Raw genomic sequence first — 25,372 nt, 5'->3', positions numbered from 1 at the left:
CGCGCGCGCTCAATTGGGTGCAACAATCGCGTCAGAGCTTATTATAGCACGCTTTGGACACAATTGCCAGACCAAATTTTGACTTTTTGTTCTTTTTGACAGCTTATTCACAGGGATTCCTGCCTTGGGCTGCCTTTAATTGATGCGGTAGGGGCAAAACCGCAGCCCGTCAGCGCTGACGAGCTTATAGCGGATGCCGTCCACATCGCCTTGCACCGCATAGCGGATGGCATTGCCGTGCAGGTGGCCGTAAAAACATTTCCGGATGCCGTAGGCCTTGAGGGTGGCTACGATCTCCGGGGCGCTGGTGCCGGTATAAACAGGCGGATAATGCAGGAACACCAGTTTTTCCAGCCCCGGCTCCGCAGCATCCAGACTCATTTTCAGCCGCCCGATCTCGCGGTTCATGACTTTCTCGTCGTGGGGCTCCCCCACATCGAACAGCCAGCCGCGGGTGCCGCAAAGGGCGTAGCCCTCTACACTGTAGGAATTGTTATGCAGGATATGCAGGGTATCAAAGCCCTCCGCCTTGAGGTAGGCGTTCATCTTGTTGGCTGTGGTCCACCAGTAATCGTGGTTGCCTTTCATGATGAGCTTCTGGCCGGGCAGCTCCTGCAAAAACGCAAAATCCTTGCGGGTATCCGTCAGGCGCATGGCCCAGCTGATGTCCCCTGCCAACACGATGGTATCCTGCGGGGTGATGAGTTTGCGCCAGTTGCGCTCCAGCCGCTCCAGGTAGCCATCCCAGCCCGGGAAAATATCCATGGGCTTGGAAGCACCTAAGGAGAGGTGGGTATCGCCAAGCACAAAAAGTGCCATGTTTGTTTACTCCTGTTCTCGGTTTTGCAGATGCCTCAGCTCTCGTAGCTCAGTGCCACCTGCGCGATCCGCGCCGGGTCGATGACCGTGCTGAAGCGCTCTGCTTTCTGGCGCAGGGCCGCAAGGCTTGCGGGCGCGTCATGATGGGTGACAGCCTCCAGCTCCTGCATGGCCTCAAAATCATTCTGCGGGGCGGTATGGCCCAATGCTTCCAGCACGCTGCGCGGGAACTTGAACGGCGAAGCCGTAGAGAGCACCACCATGGGCACGCCCTCCCGCTTCTGCTGCTCTGCCACATGGAACGCGACTGCCGTGTGGGTATCGCAGAGGTAGCCATTCTGCTCGTAGCGGGCGCGAATCTCCCCTGCCACCTGCTCCTCGCTGCTCCAGCCGCAGCCAAAGCTTTCCTGAATGGTTTTCAGCGTCTCGGGGCGGACGGTATAGCTGCCCGTCTCGGTCAGGCTCTTCATCAGAGCGGCCACCTCCGCGTCGCTGCCCGTGACATGATAGAGCAGGCGTTCGAGGTTGGAAGAGACCAGAATGTCCATGCTGGGCGAAGTGGTCTTGAAGAATTCCCGCTTGGCAGTGTAAGTACCCGTGGTGAGGAAATCCGTCAAAACATTGTTCTCGTTGGAAGCACAGATCAGCTTACCCACGGGCAGGCCCATCTGTTTGGCGTAATAGCCCGCCAGAATGTCACCGAAATTACCCGTCGGGACACAGAAATCCACTTTCTCGCCGTACACAATTTTCCCGGCCTTGAGCAGCTGAGCGTAAGCGGCAAAATAGTAGACGATCTGCGGCACAAGACGTCCCCAGTTGATGGAGTTGGCGCTGGAAAGGCGGATATTCCGCTCAGCCAGCCGGGCCGCAATGGCCTTGTCGCCAAAGACTTTCTTGACGCCCGTCTGGGCATCGTCAAAGTTGCCGCGCACGGCATAGACAGCGACATTTTCGCCCTCCTGGGTAGCCATCTGCAGGCGCTGGATCTCACTGGTGCCGCCCGTGGGGTAGAACACCGCGATCTCCACGCCGGGAATGTCGTGGTAGCCGTCCAAAGCCGCCTTTCCGGTATCGCCGCTGGTCGCCACCAGGATCAGGGTCTTCTCGGTGCGGCCAAGGTTCTTCTTAGCCTCCACCAACAGCTTCGGCATCAGCTGCAGGGCATAATCCTTGAACGCGCAGGTCGGGCCATGCCACAGCTCCAGGGCATAAACATCTCCGGAGACCGGGGCCAGATACCCTGCCTTGCCGCCGAACGCTGCACCATAGGTCGTTTTCGTTGCCTGTGCCAGGAACTCTTTGGAATAATCCGTCAGGTATTCCCCCACGATGACCGCTGCCATCTCCGGGTAATCCAGCGCACAAAGTGCCTGGACATCCACCTGCGGAAAGCTTGCAGGGACAAACAGGCCGCCCTCGTCGGACAAGCCCTGTGCAATCGCCTCCGAAGAGGTCACCACGCGGTTACGATCTCTTGTGCTGTAAAATTGCATAATTTGTCGCTCCTTTTTTCCCAGAGGGCCCATCCTTTGGCCCCATCTTGCGGCAGTGGTAAGTGCCGGTTCCTGCCGTTTTCCCACCGAAGCAGGCCCATCAGGCCGTAAACGCTCCCTTTATAATATGTACCATCCAGCGCCCGCTGTCAAGAGGGGTCACCTCCGCAACATCAAAACGCATGGGCTGGTCACTCTGGTTGGTGTGTTGCAAATAAAGCTGGGCCGTGCGGAGGATCCGCCGCTGTTTCGCCGGTGTCACTGCCTCAGCAGGGGTGGTCAGAGAATCCGGCTGGCGGGTCTTTACCTCGCAGAAAACCAGTGTCCCGTCTGGTTCCCGCAGGATGAGGTCGATCTCCCCTACCAGCAGGCTGTAGTTGTGGGCCACCAGCAGGCAGCCCTGTTTCTGGTAAAAGCGGGCAGCCACAGCCTCCCCGCGCCGGCCGACCTCTGCCCGGTCCATCACTTTCCCTCCGGCCAGTAGCCCTGCTTTTTAAAAAACTGCGGCGGTAGAACGGCTGGATGCCGTACTGCTCGATGAGCTCATAATGGAGTTTTGTCGGGTAGCCTTTGTGCTTTGCCAGCTGGTACTGCGGGTACTGCTGATCCAGCTCCAGCATGTAACGGTCACGGCTGACCTTTGCCAGAACCGAGGCCGCGCCGATGCTGGCGCTGGTGGCATCTCCCTTGACCACCGGCTGGGCCGGGAGGAGCAGATCTTTAGGCGTGCGGTTGCCGTCCACAAGAACGAGGTTTGGCACGATGTCCAACCCCTCCACGGCCTGCCGCATCCCACCCATGGTGGCGTTGAGGATGTTGTCGCGGTCAATGATCTCCGGCCCCACAAAAATGATCTTGTAGGCCAGAGCTTTTTCCACGATTTCATCAAAAAGGGCTTCCCGCTTTTTCTCGGTCAGCTTTTTGGAGTCGTTGATGCCATACACCGGATTTTCCGGGTCGAGGATGCAGGCCGCCACACAGACCGGGCCGCACAGTGGTCCCCGCCCGGCTTCATCGACGCCTGCAAAACAGCCGTACCGCGCCCGGATGGCAGCGTCGTACTCATACAGCGGCGCTGAGATCTCTTCGTCCGTCCGGCGCTTCATTCGTCGTCATCCTCCGCAAAATCCGCCAGATCATCCCGCTGGGGCGGGCGCTCCAGCGAGATACGGCCCCACTTGCAGGCGCGGAATTCATCCACCAGCATAATAGCGCAGCGTTCGGTGTTCACCTCGCCGCCCCGTACCAGCAGACCACGCTTGCGTCCGATGGCCTCCATCAGCTCATAGGGCGGCAGGGCCAGCGTCTCGGCATCCAGTTTATAGCGCTGAGCCACCAGTTCCGGGTAATTGCGGCGCACCTCGTCCAGCAGGTTCATGGCCAGTTCCTCGACATCCAGAATGTCGTCCTTGATGGAACCGATGAACGCCAGATTGGAGGCGATGGTCTTGGAATCAAACTTTTTCCAGAGCACGCCGGGCATGTCCAGCAGGTCGAATTTCTCGGTACTGACCCACTGCTTGCCCTTGGTCACACCGGGGCGGTCTGCCGCTTTTGCACGGGCCGAACCCGCAAACGTATTGATAAAAGTCGATTTGCCCACATTGGGGATGCCGCAGAGCATCACCTGGGTCTTGGCACCGCCCATGCCGCGGTTCTGGCGGCGAGCCAGCAGGCCGGAGAGCTCTTTTTCAATGGCAGTCTGCACGGCTTTTGCGCCGCCTTTCTGCTTGGCGCTGATGGCCACGCAACCGGCATCTGCCGCATGGAAATATTTGATCCACTCTTCCGTCACGGCGGGGTCTGCCAGGTCCGCCTTGTTCAGCGCATACAGCTTCGGCTTACGAGCCGTGATCCGCTCGATCTCCGGGTTGAGGCTGGACAGCGGGATGCGGGCGTCCAGCAGGACCAGGCTGGCATCCACATGCTGGATCTCCTGTTCCATCATGCGGAGGGTCTTGGTCATATGGCCCGGAAACCACTGGATATTCAACTGGTTTGCAAACCGGGGTTCCTGATTGTTCATTTTACCACTCCAAAATCCGAAAAAGGCAAAAAGCAAAGCAGCACTTTGCCCAAAATATCACGTTCGTCAATGCAGCCCACATAGCTTGAGCGGCTGTCCAGCGAGGCGTTGCGGTTATCGCCCATCACAAAGACCGTTCCCTCCGGGACGGTATACGGAAACTCGACATCATAGCCGAGGTAGGTGGGCTCCGCAATGTAATCTTCCTGCAAAAGCTCCCCGTTCACCGTGACTGCGCCTGTGGAATAATCAATGCTGATGGTGTCGCCGCCTTTGGCAATGACCCGCTTGACCAGCGGCTTGCCATAGGAGGTGTAGCTGTCCACGATGACCACATCACCGCGCTGCGGCTCATACCCCGCGCCCCAGACAATGAGCTTATCCCCGTTGTCCAGCGTGGGCACCATGGACTCGCCATCCACCTGAATGATGCGGAAGAAAAAGGAAAACACCAAAACCAGAACCAGCGCGGCCGAGATCAGCGCCTCGTACCATTCCATCAGGTTCTGCCCCCGGAGCGGCTTTCCGGCCTTTGGCTGAGCTGCCGGGCACACCTGTTCGTCCATTTTCAATGCACCTCACAATCTGCAGGCGGCTGCAGTTTTGTGCAGCTGACCGATAAATAAAGAAAAAAGGGACAACAAGTTGTCCCTTTTCTCCCGTTTTGAACCGGGGATCATCAAATATCGCTCTTGACCTTGGCAGCCTTGCCCGTACGGCCACGCAGGTAGAACAGCTTTGCGCGGCGGACCTTGCCCTTGCGGACAACGGTAACTTTCTCAACAAAGGGGCTGTTGATGGGGAAGACACGCTCGATGCCAACACCGTAAGCCACGCGGCGAACGGTAAAGGTCTCAGCAACGCCGCCGTGCTTCTTTGCGATCACAGTGCCCTCAAAGGCCTGGATGCGCTCACGGTCGCCTTCCTTGATACGAACATCAACGCGGACGGTATCGCCAACGTTGAACTGGGGCTTCTCAGCCTTGATGCTGCCTTCAGAGATAATCTTCAGTGCGTCCATTTTTGAATCCTCCATTTGTTTTTAGACGTTCATACACGGCCAAACCCGCCGTCAGAGGACCGCCCGTTTAATGATAACGTGTCATTAACCCCGCTGTGGTTTCTCAGCGGACACTAACGCCTAAATAGGATATCACAAAACGCGTGTAAAAGCAAGCGATTTGAACAAAAAATCCAAGAAAATTTTTACGCAAACGCTTTCTTGTCCGCTGTCAGGAATTTCGTGCGCAGGATGTTGGCGTTTGCCGCAGGCAGGCCGAATTTTTCTTCCAGGAACGCCACCAGCAGCGAGGGGTTGAGTGTCAGGTCCTGAGAAGCCGGCAGGCAGATGGGGAAATGCACCCACTCTCCTGCTTCGTGCAGCTCCAGTGCCGGGACGTATTCTTTCAGCTCCACGGTCTTTGTCTTGCGCTTGCTCTTTTTCTCCACCGGCACGCTCTCCAGTGCATTGTACTGAGCCAGCACCGGAGCAGCATCCGCCGGGTAGCTGATCTCATAGCAGGCATAGGCAATGAGGTCCGCTTTCATCTGCACCGGCTCCACGTTGTAGACCTCGATGCCCGCAGGCATGATCGCGTTGAGTGCTTCTTTCCACTGGGCAAAATCCGGAGCCTCAGCCTCGGTCTTGACATCCACGCACTCGCACTCACTCTCCTGCCCCAGCGACAGCGGGCAGGCAAAGGTCATGTAGATATGGGGGTTGAAGCCCAGCGTGTGCCACACGGGCAGGCCGCTCCGCTTGAGCACCCGCTGCATGACCCGCTGCATGTCCAGCAGCGAGATATAGGAGGCCTCATTCTTCTTTTTAAACGAGATTCTGACTGTAATCAAAGCAGGGACCTCCTAACAGATGATTGGCACCGCAGCCGCTGCAGGCACGGTTGCAGGGTTTGGTGGTCTGGGCAGCAAGAGCCTTGTTGTACTCCCGCACCAGAAAATCATGGGTAATGCCGTAGTCCATATGAGACCAAGGCGTCACCTCATCCAGCCCGATGGGACGCTGGCAGTAGAAGCGCGGGTCAACGCCCAGGTCTTCAAACACCTGCATCCAGGTATCGTACTGGAAGCACTCCTCCCAGCCGTCGAAGTAGCAGCCCCGCTTGTAAGCTTCCAGAATGACCGGGGCCAGACGGCGGTCCCCCTTGGCAAACACGCCCTCGAGGAAGCTGGTGGTACTGTCGTGGTAGTTGACCTTGATCTTCCGGCTGTGCACGCTCTCCAGCAGATGTTTCTGCTTGGCCTGCAGGGTCTCAGCCGTGTCCATGGGCACAAACTGGAACGGCGTGTGGGGCTTGGGCACAAAACAGGCGCAGCTGATGGTCACCTGAACGCCGCGGCCCTTGGCATGGTCCATACTATAATAAAGGTCTACAACTTTCTGGGCCGTCTCGGCAATGCCCTCGATATCCTCCAGCGTCTCGGTAGGCAGGCCCATCATGAAGTAGAGCTTGACCGAAGAATAGCCGCCCTTGAATGCAATGCGGCAGGTCTTCTCGATCTCGTCCCAGGTGACATTTTTGTTGATGACATTGCGCAGGCGCTGGGTACCGGCCTCCGCCGCAAACGTCAGGCCGCTCTTGCGCACCTTGGTGGTCTTTTCTATGAGGCTCTCGGAGAAGTTGTCCACACGCAGAGACGGCAGCGAAAGGCTGACATGCTCTTTGGGTGCCCACTCGTTCAAATCATCCAACAGCTCTTCCAGCTGGCCGTGGTCGGAAGTGGACAAGCTGGACAGACTGAGCTCCTCGTAGCCCGTGTTGGAGCAGAGCTCCTGGGCGGCCTTGTTCAGCAAATTGGCATCCCGCTGGCGCATGGGGCGGTACAAAAAGCCCGCCTGGCAGAAACGGCAGCCACGGACACAGCCGCGCAGCACCTCAATGCTGGCGCGGTCCTGGATGGCACCCACCATTGGGACGACGAAATTTGTCGGCGGCGTAAACTCGTTCAGATCCTTGATGATGGCCTTGGTGATTTTGGCCGGAATGCCCGGCTCATTGGGCGTGATGGCTTCGATCCGACCGTCTTCCTGATAGGTAACATCGTAGAACGCCGGGATATACACGCCCGGGATCTTTGCGATCCGGAGCAGCAGCTCTTTCTTGGAGACGCCGCCCTCCTTTTTGGCTTTCTCAATTTCGGCGCAGATGCCGGGCAGCTGATTCTCGCCCTCACCCAGCTGAATAACGTCAAAGAAATCCGCAATGGGCTCCGCATTGCAGGCACAGGGGCCGCCCGCCACGATCAGCGGCCAGGATCCATCACGGTCTTTGGAATAAAATGGGATACCCGCCAGGTCCAGCATGGCCAGGATGTTGGTATAGGAAAGCTCGTATTGGAGGGTAAAGCCCACCGCGTCAAAATCCGTGAGCGGATCCTTGCTCTCCATGGTATACAGGGGCAGCTGCAGCCGCTCCATCTCCGCTTTCATATCCAGCCAGGGCATGAAAGCGCGCTCACACCACCAGTTTTCGTGGGCGTTAAGCAGTTCATACAGAATTTTCTCCCCCAGGAACGACATGCCCACTTCATAGGTATCCGGGAAGCAGAACGCAAACCGCACATCCACGTTGTTTTTATCTTTATATACGCTGCCCGGCTCGCCACCGGTGTAACGGCCCGGCTTCTGCACCCGGCCCAGCGCTTCTTTCAGTTTTGGGTCAAACATCCATTTCCTCCATGACAGAATGATTTTCTATTGTTGTATTGTACCTTATTTGACCAAGGATTGCAAGAAAAGAAAGACACACAAACAAAAATCCCCGAAAACTGGCTTCACAAACCAACTTTCAGGGATTTCTTTTTGGAGCTACTGATCCGATTCGAACGGACGACCTGCTCATTACGAGTGAGCTGCTCTACCGGCTGAGCCACAGTAGCATCTTGAAGTGCTGCAACATGTGGTATTCTATCATAAAAGCCGGGAGCTGTCAAGATTTCCGGGGGAAGTTTCTTGAAAATCCCGCTGCAGAAGCAGATTGGTCAGCTGGCAGACTGCAAAGCTGCAACCCACAAGAAGCAGCACGGCGCAATCCGGCGGAAGCTGCCGCATCAGGATGACCCGGGCAGGCAGCGTGCTGAACACTTCTGCCTCCTGTTCCGGCAAAAGCAGGTAGAAAATGGCCAGCGACAGCGGCAGATGCAGCGCCCGGGCGGTATACAGCGGCCGGAGGGTCATTTCGGGCGGGCAGATCGTCCGCACCTGCATCAGGACAGAAAGCCCCTGTACACTCAATGCCGCACAGCAGAGGGTGCTGGCCCAATAGCCCGTGCGGGAAGCAAGATCGCACCCGGAACAGACTTCCAGAAGCATCGCGCAGGCCGTGCTCACGGCAGGCGGAAGCAGCGCTCCCGCTCCGGCAGCCAGCATCCGGAAGAAGAGCACAAAGCCGCAGAGTTTCAGGTAGGTCAACGTGGACTGCGCCAGAATGCCATCCAGGCGCAGCTGCGGCATTTCCTGCTGTTTCGGGCGCGGCGATCGCCTTTTTTCGTTTCGGTTTGTCCTGCTCAGTCGGGAAAGCAGAGCCGCACAGAGGTAATTGGCCGTGATCTGTGCCAGAAACAGCAAAACGCCCACCTCTGTGCTGCCCAGCAGGGTCTGTCCCACCGTCAGGATGACAAAGGACGGTCCGGAACAGACGCAGGCTGGGAGAAGCCGGTCCGCTTCTTCCGGTGTCATCTGACCGGAGCACACCGCCTCGGCAGAAGCGTTGGCGGCAGGGGCAAAGCCGCCCAGGAATCCCACCAGCAGCACCCGGGCCGCACAGGGAGCATACACTCCCACCAGCCATGCCACAGACCGAAATGGCAGGGCCAGCACATCCCCCAGAGGCACTGGATGAGCAGTGCCGACACCACAAGAAACGGATACAGCGAGAGCAGCAGCGGACCGCTGCAGAGGGTCAATCCCTCCCGCAATGCCTGCGCGCAGGCTTCTGGTGCCGCAAACGGGAGTGCCCCGATCAGAACAGCCAGCATCAGGGATACCAGCCCGGAAAAGTTCTTGGTTTGATTCATACGCACACCCTCCGCTTCCATATATATGTAGCACCGGGTGCAGCTTTGCACAGCGGCAGGGAGGGAGCGGATGTGGCCAGGAAGCGCAGACAGCACAGCTCCCCTGCCGGATGGCTCCAGCGGCTGTTCCGCCAGCCACCGGCCAATTTTTATGGCCGCACCTCCGTTTACCTCAGCGGAAGCATCCTGGAAATCGAGCATTTCCGGCGCATCCGTTCTTACGACGATGGAGAGCTCTGCCTGGAACTTGGCAAAGGGCTGCTGACCATTTACGGCAGTCAGCTCAAAATTACAGCCCTTTCCACCCAGCGCATCACTCTGCGGGGTGAAATTCTCCGCACGGAATTTTCCCGGGATGCCGCTTCCCGATAACACCCACTGATAGGAGGCCGGGCCATGGACCCTTTGCAGCTCTGGGCCGGTGTTCGCTTCGCGGCCCAAAACGGTAACACCGGTGGTTTGCTGACCGCCGCGGCACAGAATGGGCTCCATCTCTCTGCAATTACTGCCCAGCCCGGCGGGTTTTGTGCCCGGTGCGCCGCATGGCGTTACCCAGAGCTTTCCCGGCTGGCCCGCAGGTACCGGGTCCGGCTCCGCGTTCAGAAAAGGGACGGGCTGTTTTTCCGGCTGCGGCCTCTGCTGCGCCGCCGGGGGCTCTGGGCCGGGCTGTTTTTGTTTCTCCCTCTGTTGCTCTGGCTGCAAGGTGCGGTCTGGGCCACGGACTTCACCACCCTGACCCCCGGCCAGCGAGCCCGGGCAGAAGTCATCCTGCGCCAACAGGCTCTTTCCGCCGGGGAGTTCGTCTCCGAGGAAAAACTGACCGCCGGTGAATATGCCCTGCTGCAGAGCGGCGAGTTTTCGTGGGTAAGCCTGAATTTTTCCAAAGGGCGGCTGATCGTGGAGGCCGCTGCCGCTAAGCCCGTGCCGGATATCGCATCCGGGACGCTCCATGGCATCACCGCCCGGGTGGCGGGTACTGTGCTGGAAACCAACCTCACCAGCGGCACCATGCTGGTGACTCCCGGGCAGGCCGTGGAAGCCGGACAGGGGCTTATTGGAACGGCCCGCATGGAGCGGGATGGGACTTTGATCTTTCAGCCTGCGGCCGGTCGGGTGCTGGCCCAGTTTGAGTGGGAATTTTCCGAGACACTCCCCGCTACCGTGGCCGCAGACCAGCTCACCGGGAGCAAATCGCACCAGTACCAGCTCCACTTTGCCGGGAAGTCCCTTGCTCTTCCCCCATGGAGCTCCCACCAGGAAAACGCCCGCGCCATCACCCGGCATCACCATCCGGCATTTTGGGGGCTGGCACTCCCTTGCTCCGTGGAGGAAACGGTATTCTACCATACCCAAAACGAAACACTTTCCTACACGGGAGACCAGATGCTCGCCTTAGCCCGGCTGCACAGCCGTCAGGTGCTATACGCTGCCTACCCGGACGCGGTTCTCCTCACCCGGAAAGAAGATTTTTCCGCAGAGGGCAACCAGTTCCACTACCGGGTCTGCTACACCATAGCGGCCGACATTTGCCAGGAAAACACGAAAACGGCAGAGGATTGAACTTCCTCTGCCGTTTTCATTGATATCATTGTTGTTTTAATTCTCTGCGTTCTCAGATGCAGGCGCTGCTTTCTCCACCGCCTTTTTGACCAGCTTGTTCAGGTCAAACTCATACTTGGTGTGGCAGAAGTGGCAGACTACCTCGCAGTGGGGATCCTCATCCCGGAGTTTTTCCAGTTCCTTGCGGCCCAGGCTAAGCAGCATCTGCTCGGTGCGCTCCCGGCTGCAATCGCACTGGTACCGCACTTCCCGCTCATCCAGCACGCTGGGGTTGAAACCCGCCATGGCGAGGTTCATCATGTCCTCCGGGGTCTTGCCCGCGTGGAGCATCTCGGTCACGGAGGGCATGGCAGCAATGTTCTGCTCCAGCTGGGTGATCTCGGCATCGGTGGCACCCGGCAGCAGCTGCAGCAGATAGCCGCCCGCGCAGGAGATGGACAGATCCTTATCTACCAGCACGCCCAGTGCACAGACAGTGGGCACCTGCTCACTGTAGGCGTAGTAGCTGGTGATATCCTCCGCGATCTCGCCCGAGACCAGCGGAACCTGGCCGACGGTGGGCTCTTTCTGCAGGCGGTTGTCCCGGATGACGGTGAGCACACCGTCCTTGCCGACAGCCCCGCCCACATCCAGATGGCCATTGGCCTTGGCAGGCAGCTCCACCAGCGGGTGGTCGATGCAGCCCTTGACATTGCCGGTGCCATCCGTACAAGCAATGACGACACCTGCCGGGCCGTTGCCAGAAACGCGCAGGGTGATGGTGTCCCGGTCATCCTTGAGCATGGAGCCCATCAGGCTGGCACCCGTCAGCAGGCGGCCCAGGGCAGCACTGCAGGTGGCGCTCGTGGTGTGAAGTTGTTCTGCTTTACAGACAATATCCGTCGAATCTACGCCGCAAAAAACGATTCCGCCGTTTTCCGACAGGCCTCGGATCAGTTTTCCCATTTTTCAGTCTTCCTCCAATTGCGTATGCTGTTTGACCGCGCAGAAGAAATAGCGCTCGCTCTTCTCGGTCAGCGGGCCGAACGTTTCACCGTCGCAGACGCTCTCCAGCACAAAACCGTGCTTCTCCAGTGCCGTGCGGATGGTGTCCAGATCGTAGGTGTACTCACTGAACGCCTCATGGAAATGTTCTCCCGTCTCCCGGTAGTCGATCTCCACGCTGATCTCCACCCGGCGGTCGGCCGCGTTGTAGTGGTTTTTCCAGACACAGCAGGCGTCCTCCTCCTCAAAGGTGAACGTGTTCTCCCCCAGCACGTTTTTGTGCTTGTAGGGGGTGTTCATATCAAAGAGGAAGACGCCGCCTTTCTCCATAAAGAAGCCAGCGTTGGCAATGGCCGTGTCGAGGTCCGGGATGTGATTGAACGTATCAAAGGTGGAGACCGCTCCCCGGATGGTACCGTACAGGTCCAGCTTGAGCAGGTCCTGCCGCAGGAGCAGCAGCTTGCCGGACAGACCCAGCTGTTCCGCTTTATCCCGGACAACGCAAAGCATCTCCTCGGACTGGTCAATGCCGATCATATCATACCCGGCCTGGGTCAGCATTAGGGTCAACTCCCCCGTGCCACAGCCAAGGTCAGCCAGAATGCCGTCCCGGATGCCGTGGGCGTTCAGCTCGTTCTGGATGTGCTCATACAGGGCGTCGTAGTCCGCTGCCCCGTTGAATTCATCGTAAAAGTATGCAAATTCGTTGTATGCCATCTTATTCGGCGTCCTCGTCCGCAAACTCTGTCTCTATGGCTTTGTTGAGAATGGCCTGCAGCTCCGGGATGCCGTAGCCGTTTTCGCCGCTGGTCAGTACCACTTTCTGGCAGCCATAGGGGCGGCAGGTGTTTTCAAACTCCTCCAGCGTCTTGGTCAGCTGGCTCTTTTTGAGTTTATCCGCCTTGGTCAGCGCCACCACATAGGGGATCTGATGGTAGTGCAGGTACTTGAGCATCTGGAAATCATCGGCGCTGGGGGCATGGCGGCAATCCAGCAGCTGCACCAGCAGGGTGTGGTGGCGCTGGGCCTCAAAGTAGCTGTTGATGAGGTCATCCCAGCGCTCACGGTCCGCATTGCTTACTTTGGCGTAGCCGTAGCCGGGCAGATCCACAAAATAACAGCTGTCCACCTCATAAAAGTTGATGGTAGCCGTTTTGCCCGGCGTGGCCGAAACGCGGGCCAGGTTTTTGCGGCTGCACAGCTTGTTGATGAGGCTGGATTTGCCCACGTTGGAGCGGCCGGAGAAACTGATCTCCGGGCGGTCACTGTCGGGCAGCTGGCTGGAAATACCATAGCTGGCCATAAAATCCGCTTTGTTGTAATTCATAAAAGCTTCCCTTTCCTCTCAGCAGACGGCACCGGTCTTGGGCTTTTCTGCAGTCTGGGACATGGCGGCGGCATCGGCAGCTTCGTGCTCTTCTTGGTACGGGGGTGGGTGGCCGCCGCTTTCGGCTTGAGCAGCGCTGCGTTCAGCACCTGAGAAAGATTGGACATGGGCAGGAACTCGAGGTTCTTCTTGACCTCATCGTCCACCTCATACAGGTCGGAGACGTTGTCCTTGGGGATGAGGACCGTCTTCATCCCCTCGCGGTAAGCGGCCATGCTCTTTTCCCGCAGGCCGCCGATGGGCAGCACATTGCCGTGGAGGGTGATCTCGCCCGTCATGGCCACATCGCCCCGCACCGGGATGCCGGACAGGCAGGAGATGAGGGCCGTGGTCAGGGTGACACCCGCCGAGGGGCCGTCCTTGGGCACAGCACCTCCGGGGCGTGGATGTGCAGGTCGCACTTCTTGAGCCGCTCCGGGTCAATACCATACTCTGCCGCATGGACACGGGCATAGGTAATGGCCAGCTGGGCACTCTCTTTCATCACGTCGCCCAGAGAACCCGTCACGGTGATCTTGCCGGAACCGTTGTCGATGACCTGCACCTCAATGGGCAGGGTCTCGCCGCCGATGCTGGTCCAGGCCAGGCCGTTGGCAATGCCGATGGCATTGGTGCGGTTGAGGAAGTCCGGCTTGACGATACGGGGTCCCAGCAGCTTTTCCAGCGTGGTACCGGTCACAGAGACCGTCTCCGCCTCGCCGGAAGCGATCTGGCGGGCACACTTGCGCAGGACACTGGTGATGGTGCGCTCCAGGTTGCGGACACCCGCTTCCCGGGTATAGCCATCGATGATGCCGTACAGGGCGCTCTGGGAGAACGTGACTTTGCCGCTCAGGCCACAGGCCTCCAGCTGCTTGGGCACCAGATGTTTTTTCGCAATGTTGTATTTTTCTACCCGAGTATAGCTTGGCAACTCGATGACGTCCATACGGTCGCGCAGCGGGCCGGGGATGGCGCTCAGGTCGTTGGCCGTGGTGATGAAGAGCACATGGCTCAGGTCAAACGGCATATCAATGAAATGATCGTTGAACGTGCTGTTCTGCTCCGGGTCCAGTGCCTCCAGCAGCGCGGCGGCCGGGTCACCCCGGAAATCGCCCGCCAGCTTGTCGATCTCATCCAGCAACATCAGCGGGTTGGCGCTCTTGGCCGTGATCATAGCGTGATGATCTTGCCCGGCATCGCGCCGATGTAGGTGCGCCGATGGCCGCGGATCTCCGCCTCATCCCGCACACCGCCCAGGCTCAGGCGGACATACTTACGGTTCAGGCTCTCGGCAATGGAGCGGGCAATGCTGGTCTTGCCAACACCCGGAGGGCCGACGAGGCAGATGATCTGGCCCTTGACATCCGGGGCCAGCTTGCGGACAGCCAGCACTTCCAGAATGCGGTCCTTGACCTTTTTCAGGCCATAGTGGTCGCGGTCCAGGATGCGCTGTGCCTTGGCAATATCAAGGTCATCCTCTGTGAACGTATTCCAGGGCAGGTCCAGGCAGGTATCCAGATAGGTGCGGATGACCGTGCCCTCCTGGTTGCTGCTCTGCATCTTGGCCAGGCGGTCCACTTCTTTGAGGAGCTTCTTCTCCCGCTCCTCGTCCAGGTGCAGGGCCGTGATCTTGCGGCGGTACTCCTCCGCCTCGGCGGTGGTGTCGTCGTCCTCGCCCAGCTCCTCGCTGATCATGTGCAGCTGCTCGTGCAGGTAGTAGTCGCGCTGGTTTTTGTCCATCGCTTCGTCCACTTTCTGGGCGATCTCTTTGTCGATCTCCAGCATCCGGCGCTCCCGGTGCATCTTTTCAATCAGCAGCTTCAGGCGGCCCAGCAGCGTGCCCTCGTCCAGAATGGCCTGTTTGTCCTCAAAACGGAACAACAGGTTGGCCGGGATGTACTCGGACAGGAAGACAGGGTCCGTGCTGGTGGTGATGGTAAACACCACGTCCTTGCCGATGTGCGGGTTGAGGGCCAGCAGCTCGTCAAAACTCTTTTTGACGTTGCGGACCAGCACATCCACTTCGGGCTGCTCCTCCGGCTTTGCCTGCTTGACCGGGGCGGAACGGACCGTGGACAGCAGGAAGCTGCCGTCCGTATCCAGCTGGGTCAGCTTTGCGCGGTATTTGCCCTCCACCAGGATGCGGACAAGGTCGTCCGACACCCGCATCACCTGCTTGATCTCGGCTACAACGCCGTAAGTGCACAGGTCGGCGGCATTGGGGTCTTCCACTTTCATCTCTTTCTGTGCGATGAGGAAGACATCGGAGTTATTGCTCACGGCCCATTCCACAGCCGCAATGCTCTTGTCGCGGCCCACCTCAAAGTGAAGCAGGTTGTTGGGGAAGACCACAAGCCCCCGCAGGGCAATGGCCGGAAGATGGAGGACATTGCGCTCCACCTTGACAGTTACTTTTTCAGACATATTGCAAAACCTCCCAACTGCCCGGGCAGATGCGCGTCATCGTGAGGGCAGTTTTCTTGTTGGGTAACACTTGTAGATCGTATTATAGCGGAAAGCGGCTCCGCTTGCAACCGGGGCGCGCTCAACCGCGCTTTTCGCGGGTGTTGTAGCCAGGCGGCCCAGGGCGGGCAGCAGGGCCCGCAGGGTGATGGATGTGAGCAAGCCCATGATGAGGCCGAATACCAGCATGACGGGTGCGTAATAGAGCGACATGGCCGAGGAGAGGATGACACTGGCCCCCAGCAGCTGGCCGACATTATGGGCCAGCGCACCGCAGACCGAGAGGATGAACCAGGTGGGCTGCACCGGGAAATGATAGTACAGCACCCACATCACCAGCAGCGAGAATAACCCGCCGCACAGGGAGAGGAAACCCGCCGTCCACCCGGAGACCAGAAAGACGAACAGCGCCTTGAGCAGGTCCAGCACCAGTGCCTGCTTTCCTCCCATGAAAAACAGCGCATACATCACCACAATATTCGCCAGGCCCAGCTTCATGCCAGGCATCAGCCCGGGGATGACCAGCGTGCCCTCCACAAAAGAGAGAGCCATGGCCAGTGCAAACAGCAGGCCGGAAAGGGCGATGTCCTGCGTTTTGCTGCCGCGTTTCGGGTTCATCGGCACATTCCTCCGTCCATCATTCGTTCTCTCCTGCCTGCACCTGCTCGTACTGTTCCTGCTCTTCCATGGCAGCTTCCCAGGCGGCAAACAGCTCCTCCTGATGGAACCGCAGATCCGAGAGCTCATCACTCTTTTCCCGAAGCAGCTGCGGGTCGTTGTACACCTCCGGGGAATTGATCTCGTTGTCCAGCTCCACTTCCCGGGCACCGCAGGCCTCCATCTCGTCCTCGCAGGCCTTGATCTTGGCCCGCAGCTCGGCGCGGCGGCGGCGTTGCTCCTTGCCGTAGCCCAGCTTTGCGGGCTCCGAGGATTTTTCCACGACCGGCGCGGGATCGGAGCGGCCCATCAGGGCATCATAACTCGGGTAGAGCGTCGCCTTGCCATCTTCCAGATACAGGATCGGGCAGGCCAGGCTGTTCATCAGGTGGCGGTCATGCGTGACCATGAGCAACGTGCCGGTGTAGGCCATCAGGGCCTCGGTCAGGTTCTCACGGGTGTAGATGTCCAAATGGTTGGTGGGCTCGTCCAGAAACAGCAGGTTCGGCCGCTCCAGCACGATCTCCGCAAAGCGCAGGCGAGCAAGCTCGCCGCCGGAAAGTGCCTCGCAAGGCTTAAAGACCGTCTCCCCCCGGAAGCCCAGCTTTGCCAGATGGCTGCGGACTTCCAGCTCCGTCATCCGGGGGTACTTGTTCCAGATGACGTCAATGACACGGCCCGCGCCCAGACGGTTCTGCTGCTGAGCAAAAATGCTGGGCCGGGCACCAGTGCCCAGCCGCACCATGCCGCCGGAGGGACGGCGCTTGCCGTCCAGCACCTGCATCATGGTGGATTTGCCCGCACCGTTGGGACCCGCGATGATGAGCCGCTCTCCACGGTGGACCGTGTAAGTAAACGGCTCCAGCAGTGTCCGCTCCCCGATCCGGATGGTCAGGTTTTTCATCAGCACCAGCTCATTCCAGGGCTCCACATCATATTCAAAGCGGAATTTGAGCTGGTTGGTCTCATCTTTGGGGGCCTCGGTAATTTCCAGCTTTTCCAGCTGTTTGCGGCGGCTCTGGGCCATTTTCGTGGTGGAAGCCCGGACGAGGTTGCGGTCCACATAATCCTGAAGCTTTTCAGCCAGTGCCACATCCGCATCGTGCTGCTTCTGGCGCAGGGCATCCGCCGCTTCTTTCTGGGGCAGGTAGGCCGAGAAGTTCCCCTTATAGGTCGTCATGGTCTGGAACGAAACTTCCCAGATCTTGGTACAGATGTGGTCCAGGAAATAGCGGTCATGGCTGACCACCAGCACCGCGCCGGAATAGCTCTTGAGGTAGTTTTCCAGCCATTCCATGGTGGCAAAGTCCAGGTGGTTGGTGGGCTCGTCCAGGATAAGGACATCCGGCTTTTCCAGCAGCAGTTTTGCCAGCCGCAGGCGGGTCAGCTCGCCGCCCGACAGGACGCCGACATTCTTTTCCCAGGTGTCCTGCGCAAAGCCCATGCCGGACAGCACCTTTTTGATGTTGACATCCATATTGTAGCCATCGGCTGCGTCAATGACGTTCTGCAGCGCATCGTGCTGCTCCAGCAGCGAGGTATCCTCGGGGCTGGCGGCCATCTTGCGCTCCAGGATCTGCATTTTTGCCATGGCGTCCAGCACATGGGCGAACGAAGAACGCATCTCGCCGTAGATATCCAGCGTGACATCGAGCTTTGCATTCTGTTCCAGGTAGCCAAGCGTCACACCGTGGGTCACGCTGAACTCGCCCTCATAATCCGTATATTCCCCGGTCAGGATCTTGAGCAGAGTGGTCTTGCCCGCGCCGTTCTGGCCCACAATGCCAATGCGGTCTTCCCGCTCGACACTGGCCGTCACATCGTGCAGGACGATCTTCTCGCCAAAGCTCTTGCCCAGTTTTTCCAGATGAATCAGCATAGTTTTCTCAATTCCATTCTCTTACGGCTGGTGGCGGCGGTGCTTCTGGCCCAGATTGGCCAGCTCTTCCGGCTCCATCACCAGCGGGTACAGCTCTTCCAACGTTTCGATCTCATAGGTGGGGCAGACTTTGCCCGGGTTCTCGTTGTGGCTGGGGTTGAACCAGCAGGTATCCAGCCCGGCGTTGATGCCGCCCTGGATATCGCTGGAGAGGCTGTCGCCCACCATCAGCACATGTTCGCGGTTCTCCACGCCCAAAGAGCGGAGGGCCGCGTCAAAGATCTTGCGGTTGGGCTTCTCGCTGTCCAGCTTCTCGGAGACGAAAACGTCCTCCAGAAGCGGTGCAATGCCCGACTCCGCCACACGGCGGCTCTGCACCTTGTCAAAGCCGTTGGTCACAATGGCCAGCGTGGCCACCTCGGAAAGCTCGCTCAGCACTTCCAGCACATTGGGGCTCATCAGGTCCGGATGGGTGGAAAGGCGCTCCAGATAATAGCGGTTCATCTCCACGCCGTTGCCGGCAGCGTTGACCGCTTTCAGAAAGCGGGTAAAGCGCTCACTCATCAGCTTTTCGCGGCGGATCTGGCCCTTTTCCAGCTGTTTCCAGAGCTCTTCGTTGATGGTGCGGTAGGTCTGCACCGTCTCTGCATCCGGCTCAATGCCGTAATTGACCAGCGTTTCCGCCAGAGCCTTGCTCTCGGCGGCGTCAAAGTTCAAAAGTGTATTGTCCGCGTCAAACAGGACGCAATAATATTTTGCCATTGTGTTCCCCTCTCTCATTGGATAACAGCGAGAAGCCAGCCCCGCCAAACAGAGCTGGCTTCCCGATATTTTGTTTTTATTCCTGGATCATTTCGTAGTCCTGCCCGTCGGTCTGCTCCGGTGTGTTTCCGGTGCAGCGGGCTGTGCCGCCGCAGGGCTTTGAGAAGCATTTCTGCATCTGTTCCTCGGTGGCAGCGTTTTCCACATTGATCCAGTCGGTCCCGTAGTAATCCACATCACCATCAGTGACATCTTCGGCCCCCGGGACACCACGCGCCAGCATGGTTTCGGCTGCGGGCACTGCCATGGTGCATTCCTCCTCTCCGCCCAGCCTATGCAGCCCGGGGCGAAAAGGTTTCCACGCTGTTATTCAGCGGTGCTCTGTACTTCTTTGCTGGCAGAAGCCTCTGTGTTGGAAGAAGCGCTGGGCGCCACATCATTTTCGGAAGAAGAAGCACTCTCACTTTTGGAAGAGCTGGAAGTTTCGCTCTTCGCCTCAGAGCTGGAAGCTGTTTCCGATTTGGACTCTGCCTTCGATTCGCTGGCCGAAGTGCTGTGGCTCTCGTTGGTGGAAGCACTGGAGCTCTCCGCGTGGGACGAGCTGGCTGCCTCGCTGGTGCTGGAGGCGCTGGAAGACGAGCTGCCAGACGAAGCACTGGAGCTCGAACTGCTGGATGTACTCCCGGAGGAGCTCCCGGACTGGGAACCGGACTCCGAGGTGACGCCGCTGCCAATGGAGACCGCCAGGCTGTTGCTGTTGACGGTGGAGCCATTGTAGACGATGGCGGCGTGGATCTTATAAGATGTGTTCACCATGGAAGCATCGACCTTGACGGTGATACTGGTCATACCGGCAGCCGCCTTGATCTCCGCGCCGTTGGCGTACCAGTGCAGGTTCTCCGCGCTGGCGTACTTGCCGTTCAGGCTTGCTTTAAAGGTGTAGGCGCTGCCCAGCGTGGCGTGTCCCTCGCTGGTGATGCGGACAGACGCCGCGCCAAAGATGGCAGTGACATCCAGGTTCTGCTTGAAGTTGGTATCCGTGCGGGTCTTGCTGGTGACACCATCGCTCCACTTGACAAAGACATGGCCCTCAGCAGGGACAGCCGTCACGGTAATGGACTTGCCGGGGTCATTCACCTTATAGCTCACCGAGTTGTTGCCGGTGCTGTCCCCGGTGGTCAGGGTGCCGCCGCCGCTCTTTTCCACCTGGTAGCGGGCTTCAAACTTCGCCTCGGTGGAAGTGCTCTCGCTGCCGGAGGAGCTTGCGGACTCACTGACGGACTCGCTCACGCTTGTGCTCTCGCTGACTGCCTCCGAGCTGGGAGCCGCCACCGCGGAGCTGGGGTTGGAGACATACTCCAGCGTGCGGGTGGGGATGTTATTGGTATCCGGACGGCGGTCCTCGGTCTGATAAGCATGGGTGCGCAGGTAAGTCAGCGCCGCTTTCAGGCCTGCACTCTTGAGGTGGATGTCACCGTCGGTGTAGTAATCCGGGTTCCCATAGCCGTTCTCGCCCTTGAGCGTCTCAGCCGTGTTGAGGAACTTGAGGCCCAGCTGCTCGCACATATTCAGCAGTGCCATGTTGAAGTCGTCGATCTTGGCCTGATCCATGTGGGGGTAGGAAGAATGATTCTCCGGGATGGGCGGCACGGTGTTGACAATGATGTCCGTATAAGGATAAGCCGCCTGAACGGCCTGCACCAGCGCGGTGTAGTTGCTGATGAAATCCTGCACCTCCATGCCGGTATCGTTGGTGCCAAAGGTCATCACCACGCGGCGGGGCTTCATCTTAGCCACGGCCTGTGCAATGGTATAGTGGTTGTTATCGCCCTTAAAGGTCACGATGCCCTCGTTCAGGGCCACCTGCGTGCCGATGCCCTCCCGGGCGCAGAACTGCTGCAGGGAGACAAGGCCGTTGTTGTAGAGGCGGACGGTATTGGAATCGCCCAGGAAGAGGGTGCTGTCCTGATACTCGCTGCCTGCATCAGCCGTTTCGGTCAGCAGGGCGCTGGACGCGTTGTTGATCTGATAATGGCCTGCCAGATCCCCGTCCGTCTTGGTCGGGTCTACAGACTGCGGCTCCGAGGCCGCAGGCTCATTGGCCGCGGGCGTTTTTCCCCGCTTGAGGAGCGCCGTGGTAATTCCTGCTGTCAGCAAGGCCGCCAGCACACAGATCACGCAGACCAGAACCGCCTGCTTCTGCATCGGGGTCATGGAGCGTTTTTCCGGTTGTGTATTTCGACTCATGTTCTTTCACCATTTCGCTTTCAAACTTACTCGGCCATGTGCAGGATCTGGTCTGCCAGATCCGCGCAGTCCTTGGCCAGAATGACCGGGTGGAACGGCTCCAGCTCTTCCCGGCTGCCATAGCCGTACAGAGCACCTGCCGCATCCAGCCCACAGTCCGCTGCACCGCGCATGTCATCGTTGCGGTCACCGACCATCAGCACCCGCTTGCCCTGCATCATGGGCTGGGTGAGCACATAACGGACAACGGCGGTCTTGGTGTCCCGGCTCTCGTCCATGGAAGCGCCGCCGATAAAATCAAAATACTCTGCCAGGCCCTGCTCTTCCAGAATGGGGGTCACGACCCGCGTCGGCTTGGACGTAGCCGTGCAGAGGACGAGCCCGGCCTCTTTCAGGCGGCGGAGCATCTCCGGCACGCCCGGGAAGACGGCACACTCGTGGCTGCCTTTCTCATGGTAGCTTGTCCGGTACCGCTCCGTAGCCTCTTCGATCTGCGCCGGGTCGGTAAAATGCTCCCCGAAGCTCTTGCGGAGCGGCGGGCCCAGGTAGCGGCGGAGGTTGACATTCGTGGTATCCACGCCCATGGTGTGGAAGACTTCTTCTAATGTATGGAGAATGCCAGGAGCGGAATCAATGAGCGTTCCGTCCACGTCAAACAGGATGGCATTGTATTTCAGCAAGGTTTATTCCCCTTTCATTTGATATACACGCTATATAGTATAACACAGATTTCGCTCCTCAGCAATTCCAACAAATCGTTTTTCTGAATTTTATACATTATTCTATGCATCTCTGCCCGGCGCGGCCTGCCGGAGCGCAAAAATGCCCGCCCGGGCCAGCAGGGCACGGACAGGCATTTTCCATTCTTTTATTCCTGAGCGCTTGTGGCGGAACCGCTCTCCCCGGTAGAGGGATAATAGAGGTTGTTGGAGATGAATTCCAGCTTATCCTTGAGCATCATTTCCAGGTTGGCCACGGCGTGCACCATATTGGTGGCCGAATCGTTGACTTCCAGCAGTTTGCAGAGGTCCAGCTCTTCCATGCCCATGGCGGTCTTCATCTTCTGGCTCTCGGCGCAGAGGATGTGGCTGAGGGCGGATTCCTGCAGGGCGATGCTCTCCAGCAGGTCGATCACCGCCTGATCCAGCGAGACGCGGGGCAGCGCGGGACAATTGAGGGTGCCGGGGCAATCCGTGGTATTTGCCATAGAGGGGTCATCCTTTCCGGTCTGAAATTGCGCACCTGTGCGCACCCCATTCTATGTGCCTGCCGCTCCAGGCGCCACCCGCGGCGCCATTTTACTGCGGGTTCTCCCCTGCGGCTCTGGCCTCTACTTTTTCAATGGTATCCCGATAGCCGCCGGAGCCGTACTGGATGCAGCGGTTGATCCGGCTGATGGTGGCGGTGCTGATCTCCACGGCTTTGACGATTTGGTCATAGGTGCTGCCGCCCAGCAGGAGCTTTGCAGCTTCCAGCCGCTGGGCCATATCTGAGATTTCTTTGACCGTACAGAGGTCTTCAAAAAAGTTATAGCACTCTTCCCGCGTCTCCAGGCTGAGGATGGCATCAAAGAGCGCGTCGGTGGTTTTGTTTCTGCGGTTATTTTTTTCAGCCATAGTGGGTCTCCTTTGCGGCACTGCTGATGTTCTTTTTTCGTTGCATTATCACTTTAGCACTTGAAAGTGTAAAAGTCAAGTATTCCACGCGAGATTCCCCCTATTCAGCTTTTTTCACCTTACAAAGGGCCAAGTTTTATTCATCTCACATCTGAAAGAAAATCGTCTAAAAATTCTTAATTGAAACTTTTCAAAAATGGCAGAGTCTCCTAACTTGCTCAAAATATATTGACAATTTATGAAAACGGGGCTAAAGTATACACAATCATTCGGCAAATGCAATGAACAGGACATGACCCTTTGCACACCCACTTTGAGAGAGTCGCCGGTCTGATGCGAGGCGACAGCGAGGCACAAAGGGCCCTCACCTGCGAGCAGCCTGCGCGAACAGAACGGTACAGCGCCGTTTCCAGTAGTACATGGCCGTGCAGCCTACGTTACAGGGCGGCGTATCGTTCCCGTTGTTGTGTGGGGAGCTGTACGTTCACAAGCGGCTGTTTTGCAAAACAGCAAACGAAGTGGTACCGCGGAGATCTCAGTGCAGATGCACTGTAGCAAGCCTTCGTCTTCGATGGATGGATGTTTCCTGCATTCCATCTTTTGGAGAGGGAGGCTTTTTTCGACCCCCGCGCCGCCGTTCCGTCTGTGGTTTTGCAAGGCAGCTGCCGTGTCACGGACGCGTTGCCGTTTGAAAGAAAGGAAAGAGGTTCAAAAGAAATGAATACGCTGGTCATCGTTTTGATTGCAGCGGTGTGTCTGTTGGGCGCTTACACGTTCTACGGCCGCTGGCTGGCAAACAAATGGGGCGTCGACCCCAAAGCAAAGACCCCTGCTGTCGTCCATGAGGACGGCCGCGACTATGTTCCCACCAATGGCTGGACCGTGTTTGCACACCAGTTCAGCTCCATTGCAGGTGCAGGCCCTGTCACCGGTGCCATCCAGGCTGCCGCTTTCGGCTGGCTGCCCGTCCTGCTGTGGGTCCTGATCGGCGGCATCTTCTTTGGTGCTGTCACCGACTTCGGCGCTCTGTACGCTTCCGTCAAGAATGATGGCAAGTCCATGGGCATGCTGATCGAGAAGTACATCGGCAAGACCGGCCGCAAGCTGTTCCTGCTGTTCTGCTGGTTGTTCTGCGGCATCGTTATTGCCGCCTTCGCAGACATGGTTGCCGGTACCTTTAATGCTTATGGTACCGATGGCGCTCTGTCCGCTGCTGCTCAGACCAACGGCGCTGCCGGCATGGTTTCCATCATGTTCATGGTCTTCGCCGTGATCTTTGGCCTGATCCAGAAGAAGTTCAACTTCTCCGGCTGGAAAGAAAGCGTTATCAGCATCGTCTTCATCGTGCTGTCTTTCGTCATCGGCGCAAATGTTCCCCTGGTCTTCGGCAAGGCAGCCTGGAGCTATATCACCTTTGTTTACATCTTCTTTGCAGCTGTCCTGCCCATGTGGCTGCTCAAGCAGCCCCGTGATCACATGACTACCTTTATGTTCGTGGCCATGATCGCCGGTGCCGTGGTCGGCCTGCTGGTCGCTCACCCCACCATGAACCTGCCGGTCTTCACTGGTTTCACCAACGAGAAGCTGGGCACCATGTTCCCCATCCTGTTCGTCACGGTTGCCTGCGGCGCTGTCTCCGGCTTCCACAGCCTGGTTTCTTCCGGTACTTCTTCCAAGACCGTTGAGAACGAGAAAGACATGCTCAAGGTTGGTTACGGTGCCATGATCCTGGAGAGCCTGCTGGCTGTTCTGGCCCTGTGCGTTGCCGGTGCCGCCGCTGCTGCCGATGGCACCCCTGCTGCCGGTACCCCGTTCCAGATCTTCTCTACTGGTGTTGCCGGTTTCTTTGAGATGTTCGGCGTTCCCGTGTATGCCGCTACTGTCTTTATGACCATGTGCGTTTCCGCTCTGGCACTGACCAGCTTGGATGCTGTGGCCCGTATCGGCCGCATGAGCTTCCAGGAACTGTTCAGTGTGGACGACATGGAGCATGCTGAGGGCTGGCGCAAGCTGTTCTGCAACGTCTACTTCTCCACCTTTATCACCCTGGCTTTCGGCTTCCTGCTGACCAAGATCGGCTATGCTAACATCTGGCCCCTGTTCGGTTCCGCCAACCAGCTGCTGAGCGCTCTGGTTCTGGCCACCCTGTGCGTGTTCCTGAAGGTCACCGGCCGCAACAACAAGATGCTGTTCCCCCCGCTGATCATCATGCTCTGCGTCACCTTTACCGCTCTGGTGCAGCGCCTGATTGCAATGGTCAAGGCCATCAGCGCAGCCGCTTCTGTCTCCATCCCCGCTGGTGAGACCACTTGGGGTGCTGTGTTTATCGCAAACGGCCTGCAGCTGATCCTGGCCATCCTGCTGATCGTTCTGGGCCTGAACATCGTGTTCCACTCCCTGAACGCTTACAAGAAAGCGGAGAAGAACAGCGAAGCAAAGGTCTGATCTCTCAAATCGGAG

General features: G+C 58.3%; 24 protein-coding genes, 1 tRNA gene and 2 pseudogenes. 3 read left to right on the top strand and 24 right to left on the bottom strand.

Going from position 1 to position 25,372, the window contains the following annotated elements; translation table 11 throughout:
- Window positions 1-135 precede the first annotated feature (135 nt).
- The 11 genes and pseudogenes from DXA70_RS03080 to DXA70_RS03030 all read right to left on the bottom strand — a co-directional run bounded on the left by DXA70_RS03080 (window position 136) and on the right by DXA70_RS03030 (window position 9,193).
- Window positions 136-819, bottom strand: coding sequence for a metallophosphoesterase (locus DXA70_RS03080; RefSeq protein WP_128117588.1), 684 nt, complete (start codon window positions 817-819; stop codon window positions 136-138).
- Window positions 820-854: 35 nt separating this feature from the next.
- Entirely contained in the window at window positions 855-2,315 is a 1,461-nt protein-coding gene (gene thrC, locus DXA70_RS03075; RefSeq protein WP_128117587.1) for a threonine synthase, read from the bottom strand.
- A gap of 100 nt (window positions 2,316-2,415) precedes the next feature.
- Window positions 2,416-2,778 (bottom strand): YraN family protein, encoded by a 363-nt coding sequence (locus DXA70_RS03070; protein ID WP_022257138.1) that lies wholly within the window; start codon window positions 2,776-2,778, stop codon window positions 2,416-2,418.
- Between the two features lie 85 nt (window positions 2,779-2,863).
- Window positions 2,864-3,421 (bottom strand): annotated as a pseudogene (locus DXA70_RS03065) (ribonuclease HII); the annotation flags it as partial.
- Complete coding sequence (gene ylqF, locus DXA70_RS03060) at window positions 3,418-4,341, bottom strand: ribosome biogenesis GTPase YlqF (protein ID WP_112114844.1); 924 nt, start codon at window positions 4,339-4,341, stop codon at window positions 3,418-3,420. The gene ylqF and the pseudogene DXA70_RS03065, both read right to left, overlap by 4 nt.
- Window positions 4,338-4,907, bottom strand: coding sequence for a signal peptidase I (lepB, locus tag DXA70_RS03055; protein ID WP_112147626.1), 570 nt, complete (start codon window positions 4,905-4,907; stop codon window positions 4,338-4,340). The genes ylqF and lepB overlap by 4 nt, the downstream gene beginning before the upstream one ends.
- A gap of 113 nt (window positions 4,908-5,020) precedes the next feature.
- Window positions 5,021-5,362, bottom strand: coding sequence for a 50S ribosomal protein L19 (gene rplS, locus DXA70_RS03050; RefSeq protein WP_022257134.1), 342 nt, complete (start codon window positions 5,360-5,362; stop codon window positions 5,021-5,023).
- Window positions 5,363-5,547: 185 nt separating this feature from the next.
- The gene (locus DXA70_RS03045; RefSeq protein WP_128117586.1) at window positions 5,548-6,192 is read right to left on the bottom strand and encodes a TIGR03936 family radical SAM-associated protein; all 645 of its coding nucleotides are present in this window, start codon (window positions 6,190-6,192) and stop codon (window positions 5,548-5,550) included.
- Complete coding sequence (locus tag DXA70_RS03040) at window positions 6,167-8,026, bottom strand: TIGR03960 family B12-binding radical SAM protein (RefSeq protein ID WP_128117585.1); 1,860 nt, start codon at window positions 8,024-8,026, stop codon at window positions 6,167-6,169. The genes DXA70_RS03045 and DXA70_RS03040 overlap by 26 nt, the downstream gene beginning before the upstream one ends.
- A gap of 136 nt (window positions 8,027-8,162) precedes the next feature.
- Window positions 8,163-8,238 (bottom strand) — tRNA-Thr (locus tag DXA70_RS03035).
- Window positions 8,239-8,269: 31 nt separating this feature from the next.
- Complete coding sequence (locus DXA70_RS03030) at window positions 8,270-9,193, bottom strand: hypothetical protein (RefSeq protein ID WP_243001033.1); 924 nt, start codon at window positions 9,191-9,193, stop codon at window positions 8,270-8,272.
- 254 nt (window positions 9,194-9,447) lie between these two features.
- On the opposite strand from DXA70_RS03030, the gene DXA70_RS03025 reads away from it, so the two are divergent.
- The gene (locus tag DXA70_RS03025) at window positions 9,448-9,747 is read left to right on the top strand and encodes a YabP/YqfC family sporulation protein (RefSeq protein WP_128117584.1); all 300 of its coding nucleotides are present in this window, start codon (window positions 9,448-9,450) and stop codon (window positions 9,745-9,747) included.
- A gap of 24 nt (window positions 9,748-9,771) precedes the next feature.
- Window positions 9,772-10,935 carry a sporulation protein YqfD gene (locus tag DXA70_RS03020; RefSeq protein WP_128117583.1) on the top strand — a complete coding sequence of 388 codons (1,164 nt, stop codon included), beginning with the start codon at window positions 9,772-9,774 and terminating at the stop codon, window positions 10,933-10,935.
- Between the two features lie 36 nt (window positions 10,936-10,971).
- Here the strand turns inward: DXA70_RS03020 and hslO are convergent, their stop codons facing one another.
- From hslO to DXA70_RS02960, 13 genes and pseudogenes are all read right to left on the bottom strand, one after another.
- A complete protein-coding gene (gene hslO / locus DXA70_RS03015; protein ID WP_022257128.1) occupies window positions 10,972-11,880 on the bottom strand; it encodes an Hsp33 family molecular chaperone HslO in 909 nt (302 codons plus the stop codon).
- A gap of 3 nt (window positions 11,881-11,883) precedes the next feature.
- Window positions 11,884-12,636: a class I SAM-dependent methyltransferase gene (locus tag DXA70_RS03010; protein ID WP_128117582.1), complete on the bottom strand. Its 753-nt coding sequence runs from the start codon at window positions 12,634-12,636 to the stop codon at window positions 11,884-11,886.
- 1 nt (window position 12,637) lies between these two features.
- Complete coding sequence (gene yihA, locus DXA70_RS03005; RefSeq protein WP_128117581.1) at window positions 12,638-13,246, bottom strand: ribosome biogenesis GTP-binding protein YihA/YsxC; 609 nt, start codon at window positions 13,244-13,246, stop codon at window positions 12,638-12,640.
- Window positions 13,243-14,432 (bottom strand): annotated as a pseudogene (locus DXA70_RS15030) (S16 family serine protease). Before DXA70_RS15030 ends, yihA begins: the two are co-directional and overlap by 4 nt.
- Before the next feature lie 26 nt (window positions 14,433-14,458).
- Entirely contained in the window at window positions 14,459-15,712 is a 1,254-nt protein-coding gene (locus DXA70_RS15025) for an LON peptidase substrate-binding domain-containing protein (RefSeq protein ID WP_278321307.1), read from the bottom strand.
- A 36-nt stretch (window positions 15,713-15,748) separates the two neighbouring features.
- Window positions 15,749-16,369 (bottom strand): Gx transporter family protein, encoded by a 621-nt coding sequence (locus tag DXA70_RS02995; protein ID WP_128117580.1) that lies wholly within the window; start codon window positions 16,367-16,369, stop codon window positions 15,749-15,751.
- A gap of 19 nt (window positions 16,370-16,388) precedes the next feature.
- A complete protein-coding gene (locus DXA70_RS02990) occupies window positions 16,389-18,287 on the bottom strand; it encodes an ABC-F family ATP-binding cassette domain-containing protein (protein ID WP_128117579.1) in 1,899 nt (632 codons plus the stop codon).
- A 21-nt stretch (window positions 18,288-18,308) separates the two neighbouring features.
- On the bottom strand, window positions 18,309-19,049 hold the full coding sequence (locus tag DXA70_RS02985; protein ID WP_022257121.1) for a YjjG family noncanonical pyrimidine nucleotidase: 741 nt from the start codon (window positions 19,047-19,049) through the stop codon (window positions 18,309-18,311).
- A 76-nt stretch (window positions 19,050-19,125) separates the two neighbouring features.
- The gene (locus DXA70_RS02980; protein ID WP_243001032.1) at window positions 19,126-19,356 is read right to left on the bottom strand and encodes a hypothetical protein; all 231 of its coding nucleotides are present in this window, start codon (window positions 19,354-19,356) and stop codon (window positions 19,126-19,128) included.
- 59 nt (window positions 19,357-19,415) lie between these two features.
- On the bottom strand, window positions 19,416-21,296 hold the full coding sequence (locus DXA70_RS02975; protein ID WP_128117578.1) for an SGNH/GDSL hydrolase family protein: 1,881 nt from the start codon (window positions 21,294-21,296) through the stop codon (window positions 19,416-19,418).
- A gap of 26 nt (window positions 21,297-21,322) precedes the next feature.
- The gene (locus tag DXA70_RS02970) at window positions 21,323-21,976 is read right to left on the bottom strand and encodes an HAD-IA family hydrolase (RefSeq protein WP_128117577.1); all 654 of its coding nucleotides are present in this window, start codon (window positions 21,974-21,976) and stop codon (window positions 21,323-21,325) included.
- A 188-nt stretch (window positions 21,977-22,164) separates the two neighbouring features.
- Window positions 22,165-22,503, bottom strand: coding sequence for a hypothetical protein (locus tag DXA70_RS02965; protein ID WP_022257117.1), 339 nt, complete (start codon window positions 22,501-22,503; stop codon window positions 22,165-22,167).
- Between the two features lie 91 nt (window positions 22,504-22,594).
- The gene (locus DXA70_RS02960) at window positions 22,595-22,912 is read right to left on the bottom strand and encodes a YerC/YecD family TrpR-related protein (RefSeq protein ID WP_022257116.1); all 318 of its coding nucleotides are present in this window, start codon (window positions 22,910-22,912) and stop codon (window positions 22,595-22,597) included.
- A 717-nt stretch (window positions 22,913-23,629) separates the two neighbouring features.
- Between DXA70_RS02960 and DXA70_RS02955 the strand changes: the two genes are divergently transcribed.
- A complete protein-coding gene (locus tag DXA70_RS02955; protein WP_128117576.1) occupies window positions 23,630-25,357 on the top strand; it encodes a carbon starvation protein A in 1,728 nt (575 codons plus the stop codon).
- The last annotated feature ends 15 nt before the right edge of the window (window positions 25,358-25,372 follow it).

Source organism: Faecalibacterium sp. OF04-11AC (assembly GCF_003460645.1).
GTDB classification, from domain to species: Bacteria; Bacillota; Clostridia; order Oscillospirales; family Ruminococcaceae; genus Faecalibacterium; species Faecalibacterium prausnitzii_I.
The sequence above is the reverse complement of the archived record's forward strand: the minus strand, read 5'-3'. Positions and strand labels throughout refer to the sequence as shown.